Raw genomic sequence first — 5853 nt, forward strand, 5'->3', positions numbered from 1 at the left:
GTGAAGCCTGCCAGTGCCATCTCGCTGACGCACTGCTCAAAGGTATTCTCTTTTCCCAGGTCCGGAAGGTCATCATTGGTCCATGCGATGGGTGCGATTCCTAATTTTACTTTATCTTTATTAAACATAGTCTGTCTGCCTTTCCTTACATGATTTCAGAAATTTTAACCGGTCTGTGTTCCTCGCAGGATTTCTTTGCAGCCAGGCCCATAAGTACGGGTTTCAGGCCATCCATAACGTTCAGAGGAGTCTCCTTGTCATTTTCGATTGCGTCGATGAACGCTGCGATCTCTTTTCCGTATGCATCCATATATCTCTCCAGGAAGAAGAACATGGGTTTTTCACCTGTCACACCGTCTGCGTTGCTGATAACTGCGGAGGACTGGCTGTCATTGCTGACTGCTACCATTCCCTCAGAACCGAATACTTCAGCTCTCTGGTCATAACCGTAAACAGCTTTTCTGCAGTTGTCGATCACTGCGATCGCGCCGTTTTCCATCTGTAAGGTGATAACTGCTGTATCCACGTCACCTGCCTCACCGATAGCCGGATCAACCAGGTTAGCGCCCTGTACATAAACCTCTGTGGCATCACAGCCAGCCAGGAAACGTACCATATCGAAATCATGGATCGTCATATCCAGGAACATACCGCCGGAAACTTTCACATAGTCAATGCTTGGCGGTTCCGGGTCGCGGGAGGTGATCTTAATGATCTCCGGTTTGCCGACTTTGCCTGCTGCAACTGCCTGCTGCACAGCCTCGAAGTTGTGGTCAAATCTTCTGTTGAATCCTACCTGGTATTTAATGTCAGTTCCTTCCAGTGCTTCAATAACTTCTTTGATCTTATCTACATCATGGTCAATCGGTTTTTCACAGAAAACATGCTTTCCTGCTTTGATCGCTTCCAGAGAGATGGGAGAATGTGTGTCTGTGGATGAGCAGATCAATACCGCGTTGATTTCCGGATCGTTGATGATCTCCTTGTAATCTTTTGTTGTATGCTCCACACCCATGCTCTTTGCCCATGCTGCTGTCTCATCATTTAAGAACGGATCTGCAACTGTTTTGATCACTGCGTCCTTCACTCTTGTGCTGATACTTGTGATATGTACTCTTCCGATTCTGCCTGCTCCGATAATACCTACTTTTACCATTTTCTAATCTCCTTTTACTCATTTTTATGATTTTATGGTTCTGCGTGTGTCTTTTGATGTGTGCCCGAACACGCATATCTGATAATGTTATAATATCATTGCGTGCCCGAAAACGCAACCCTGAATTTTGTACAATTTTACCATAACATTTCTATTCATTTTTACCAAAAAAACCTGCCGGGGCAGCATCCTATGTGTAGTGACGCTGTCCCGGCAGGCCGGGCATTTTTGTGAAAATCTGCTGTATTTTGTAACTGTTCAGTGCCCTCACAGTTACAGGCAAAAATCCATGCAAAATCGCCTTTGGCGATGGGATTTTTGCTTGGCTGCTAAACGTTTTCTTACGGTCAGCGCAGTAAATGCGCAGACCTACTGAATAGTTACTGTATTTTACAGATTCTCCGGTATGGTATATTCATTTCGGATAAATATCTCCGTGTACTGCAGCTCTCCCTTGGGCTGTTCCCCGTTAAAGAGAAGGCGAAACAAGATCATTACCGGTTCATATCCCTGTATCTGTGCATCCTGTCCGATCAGAAAATGGATACTTCCTTCCCGCATCAACTCATAGTTTTTACCCATAAAATCATTGGCTATCATTTTAACGGTGCCTGCCCTGCCGTATTTTGCCAGCATTCTGCATACACCTTCCTCACCGTGGGATGTCATGTAAATACCTTTCAGATCAGGATTTTCTTTCAGAATCTTCTCTGTAGCCTGTCCTGCCAGATGATTATCCTCAAAACAGTATTCCGGTCCCACCAGTTCAATCTCCGGGTATTTTGCCTTCAGCTCCGAACCGAAGCCGAGAACACGGTTACTCAGAGACGGATTGGAACTGTATCCTGAAATAACAGCCACCTTTCCGCAGCCTCCCACCAGTTCCCCCATCAGGCCTGCCGCCGCGCGTCCGCACTGAAAGGCATTCTGGCCGACAAAACAGAGACGCTTCGTATCCTCCATATCGGAGTTAAAAGTCACAATGGGTATATGGTACTCCTCCACAAAAAGATTGATATGCGCCTTTATCTCCTCCTCCTCAATGGGAACCATGGCGATGGCGCTCACACCTTCACTTCTCATGTGCTCCATGGCGTCTATGGTGTCTCTGCCGCTTATGTGAGGGATTTTACAGAGAAGGACCGTCCCGCCCAGGCTGTCCACCTCGTCCTTTGCACGTTCAATCCCCTCCAGGACGCACTGCATAAAGGGGGTCTCTGCTGCCTGGAGGATCACCCCTATCTTAATGTTATTTTTACTCATAGAGAGGGCACGTCCAAGCTGGTTGGGCTTATATCCCATCTCCTCCGCAATTTGTCTGATCCGATCAGCCACTTCCGGCTTAATTCTGCCCCGATTATTGAGGGCCCGGTCCACAGTTCCCCGTGAGACTCCAGCCGCCTCTGCGATCTGCCGTATTGTCACTCCCATACTGTCTCCTTCTGACGCGCCCCTGTGTGCGTTCCTGGGCACGCAATGTCTATGACTATTATATAATCCCTTAGTCAAATGTGCAAGAGATATCCGTTCGCACTGGCTGCCTCGGGATTTTGCTTCGCATCGCGCAGCATCCCCTTGGGGAAAACACCTCCCAGGACATTGACCGTGCATAGTAACATTTCCATGCCTTTGGCCTGAAAACACCTGGCGGGACAGTGGGGTGTGAAAAGTAACGCATTCATACTGTTATTCCATCTTCCTGATCTTCTGTTCAAACTCTTCGACTGTCTCAGCCCTGGCTGCATATTTTATCCACTGCTTCAAAATCTCAGGGTTCTTCTGCCCCATAATTTCCGCCTGTAATTTTTCAGGCACTTCTCCCAAATCAAGCAGCAGATCCAAAACAGATTCTGTTTTTCCTTCCATTTTTCCTTCTGCCTTTTTTGCATCCATCTCATCTTTCATTAACTCTTCCAATGCTTCACACATTGTCTTTACCTCCTTGAATTTATCCTGATTCGCACGGACAATCAGATTCATCACCGATTTATACAGTTTATTTTCTTTATGCTCTCCGTACTGCTCAATCAAACGCCTTACGGTATCTGCCCCTTCCAGGTCGTCAGTCAGACTTTTCAGCCATAAATTGTGTTTCTCCGATAATTCTTTCGTCAGAATCATCTGTATGGGGATTTTATCTCCGATAATATAATAGATCCCATCTTCCACTCCGGTGATCTGATATCCCCGTTCCTCCTTCAGATGCCGCATAAGGCTGCGCGGATACCGGTGGCATACAAATGTTATGGTGATATCTTGAATTTTAATACTGTCTTCCCTGGATGTATCCGCCTTGTAAAAACAGGCATAGCCATAAACTTTATAGAAATCGTCTATACTCAAATAATCTGTCGGACTCTTATATTCTACAATATTATATTTCCGAAAGATCCTTCCGATATTTTTTCGTACAGGCACTTCCTGTTCCTTTTTTACGATCAGCACGTCAATCTCCTTTGGTTTTGTCCCCAACTGATGTTCATTTTCAAAAATCAGAAGATCTGCCTCCGCTTCCAGCTCAATCTGAATATCGGCATAAAAGGCAGGATGCCACTGCAGCACATGTGTCCTCCGTTTTTCCATATAAAACCTCCTCCTTATTCCATAATAGAAAAACGCTTCGTTGATTTTCTATTATCATAAATGAATGACTACAGGAGGTTTCTAAGCGCTTCAGAAAACCCCTGCTAAAATGAGAGAAAAGCACGAATTTTCCGAAAAGACAGGTCAAAGATGCAAACCTGCTGTTATGAAATGCTCTTAGATATTTTGTATCCTGATTGGATCCAAAACCAGAAAAGTTACATAGAAAATATGCTTTTCATAATTCTAACATATCATGAAATTAACCGCAACAGTATTTTTGCCCCGCTGCATTTGAATCTGTCAGTCACTATTCACGGTCAATGTTCCGGGAGGTGTTTTCCCCAAGGGGATGTTGCGCGATGCGAAGCAAAATCCCGAGTTGGTCAGTGCCAAAATGCAATTTATTGCATTTTGTACCCTAAAGGGCAGAACTGTGCATTCGGCTCCATATCGTCCTGGCCGCCTGGGGATTTCCATGCCTTCGGCCTGAAAACACCTGGCGGTACAGTGGTGCATTTAACTATTGACATCTCTCTTTCATTCTGTATAATAGTTCTATATGGAACAGTTTTATATAGAACTATCTACCACGCATTTCTGCCGCAAAACCGCAGCAGAATATACTTTATCAAAAAGGAGGCTGTTATGAACGCACTGAGCGATACTCTGACAACAAGCTGGCTTTTTCATCAGCTCTATTCCAGGAAAATAGGGGAAAGCGCATCCCGTTATGGCGTTTCCAAAACAGAGGCGGATATTCTTCTCTTCCTCTGTAATAATCCCGGTTTTGACACAGCCAGAGACATTGTGAATATCCGTGGAATCGCAAAATCATATGTATCAAAATCCATAGAGATACTGGTCCAAAAGCAGTACCTGACAACCTCAGTGGACCGAAGGGACCGGAGAATCACACATTTGCGGCTGACGGAAGAAGCCAATGCTGCACTTACGGATTTAAGAAAAACACAGGAAGAAATCTTTGCTCTTATCACACAAAAGATACCGGAAGAAAGAAAAAAAGAGGTGAACCTGGCTTTCCGCCAGATAACTGAGAATATAAAGGAGGCACTTGAAAAATGATACTGAAACTGATCGTCTATCTGCTGGCAGGAATGGGGGCCGGAATCGGGACAGGCCTTGCAGGTCTCTCGGCTGCTGCCGTAATATCTCCCATGCTGATCACCTTCCTGCACTTTGATCCCTATCAGGCTGTGGGAATCGCCCTGGCGTCTGATGTACTGGCATCGGCAGTCTCTGCCTATACCTATAAAAAACACGGAAACCTGGATGTACGCCATGGTGTCATCATGCTCTTCTCTGTCCTGGCCTTTACCCTGGTGGGAAGCTATATTGCATCCCTGCTGCCGGGCACCACTATGGGAAACTTCTCCGTCTTCATGACACTGCTTCTGGGCATCAAATTTATCATACGTCCTGTCATGACGGAAAAAAGCGCCCTGGAAAATAAAAGCGAGAGAACAAAGATCATCCAGTCCCTTCTGTGCGGCGCGGTGATTGGCTTTATCTGCGGATTCATTGGCGCCGGAGGCGGTATGATGATGCTTCTCATCCTCACAAGTGTACTGGGATACGAACTGAAGACTGCGGTTGGCACCAGTGTGTTTATTATGGCTTTCACCGCATTCACAGGCGCTGCCTCCCACTTCTTCATTGACGGCTCCCTACCAGATCTGGGTGCGCTTTTCTTCTGCATCCTGTTCACTTTTCTGGGTGCCAGAGTCGCAGCTCTGTTTGCCAACAAGGCGCCGTCCAAAACCCTGAACCGTGTCACCGGCGTAGTGCTCTCTCTTCTGGGTCTGCTCATGGTAGGTGTAAAATTTTTAAGCTGATATACAAAGATACTGCCGCAGAACATTTCCTCACAGGTCCTGTTCCACGGCAGTATTTTTTGCGGCATAAATAGTTACCACAATTTTCAATTAGAGGGGCATTTATTATATAAGCTGTACATGCAGGAGGCTGCGATCTTCTGCAGGACAGTTCATACCTGTCTCAAAGATATTTTAAAGCCCTGTCTTCTCAGCAATGAATTTTCTTGCCTTGATGGCATACTTAAGCGGATTGGCTTTTGCAGGGTCCTGCTCTGC

The 5853-nt window shown here is 45.9% G+C and carries 5 protein-coding genes and 1 pseudogene; 2 read left to right on the top strand and 4 right to left on the bottom strand.

What is annotated here, in order from left to right:
* From WMO65_RS25775 to WMO65_RS25790, 4 genes and pseudogenes are all read right to left on the bottom strand, one after another.
* Positions 1–128 (bottom strand): annotated as a pseudogene (locus WMO65_RS25775) (myo-inosose-2 dehydratase); the annotation flags it as partial.
* Positions 129–145: 17 nt separating this feature from the next.
* A complete protein-coding gene (gene iolG, locus WMO65_RS25780; RefSeq protein ID WP_033143670.1) occupies positions 146–1156 on the bottom strand; it encodes an inositol 2-dehydrogenase in 1011 nt (336 codons plus the stop codon).
* Positions 1157–1546: 390 nt separating this feature from the next.
* Positions 1547–2587 (bottom strand): LacI family DNA-binding transcriptional regulator, encoded by a 1041-nt coding sequence (locus tag WMO65_RS25785; protein ID WP_033143669.1) that lies wholly within the window; start codon positions 2585–2587, stop codon positions 1547–1549.
* A 255-nt stretch (positions 2588–2842) separates the two neighbouring features.
* Complete coding sequence (locus WMO65_RS25790) at positions 2843–3739, bottom strand: 3-isopropylmalate dehydrogenase (protein WP_148394072.1); 897 nt, start codon at positions 3737–3739, stop codon at positions 2843–2845.
* Positions 3740–4387: 648 nt separating this feature from the next.
* Between WMO65_RS25790 and WMO65_RS25795 the strand changes: the two genes are divergently transcribed.
* Together WMO65_RS25795 and WMO65_RS25800 are read left to right on the top strand one after the other, a co-directional pair.
* Positions 4388–4825, top strand: a complete 438-nt coding sequence (locus WMO65_RS25795) for a MarR family winged helix-turn-helix transcriptional regulator (RefSeq protein WP_033143666.1) — start codon at positions 4388–4390, stop codon at positions 4823–4825.
* Positions 4822–5595, top strand: a complete 774-nt coding sequence (locus WMO65_RS25800; protein ID WP_148394070.1) for a sulfite exporter TauE/SafE family protein — start codon at positions 4822–4824, stop codon at positions 5593–5595. The genes WMO65_RS25795 and WMO65_RS25800 overlap by 4 nt, the downstream gene beginning before the upstream one ends.
* Positions 5596–5853: the final 258 nt, after the last annotated feature.

Source organism: Blautia caccae, from assembly GCF_040095955.1.
In the GTDB taxonomy this organism is placed as follows: domain Bacteria; phylum Bacillota; class Clostridia; order Lachnospirales; family Lachnospiraceae; genus Blautia; species Blautia celeris.

Bases quoted from the DNA above. Each gene is read 5' to 3' on its own strand.
- iolG (WP_033143670.1), bottom strand. From the start codon at position 1,156: ATGGTAAAAGTAGGTATTATCGGAGCAGGCAGAATCGGAAGAGTACAT.
- WMO65_RS25785 (WP_033143669.1), bottom strand. From the start codon at position 2,587: ATGGGAGTGACAATACGGCAGATCGCAGAGGCGGCTGGAGTCTCACGG.
- WMO65_RS25800 (WP_148394070.1), top strand. From the start codon at position 4,822: ATGATACTGAAACTGATCGTCTATCTGCTGGCAGGAATGGGGGCCGGA.
- WMO65_RS25790 (WP_148394072.1), bottom strand. From the start codon at position 3,739: ATGGAAAAACGGAGGACACATGTGCTGCAGTGGCATCCTGCCTTTTAT.
- WMO65_RS25795 (WP_033143666.1), top strand. From the start codon at position 4,388: ATGAACGCACTGAGCGATACTCTGACAACAAGCTGGCTTTTTCATCAG.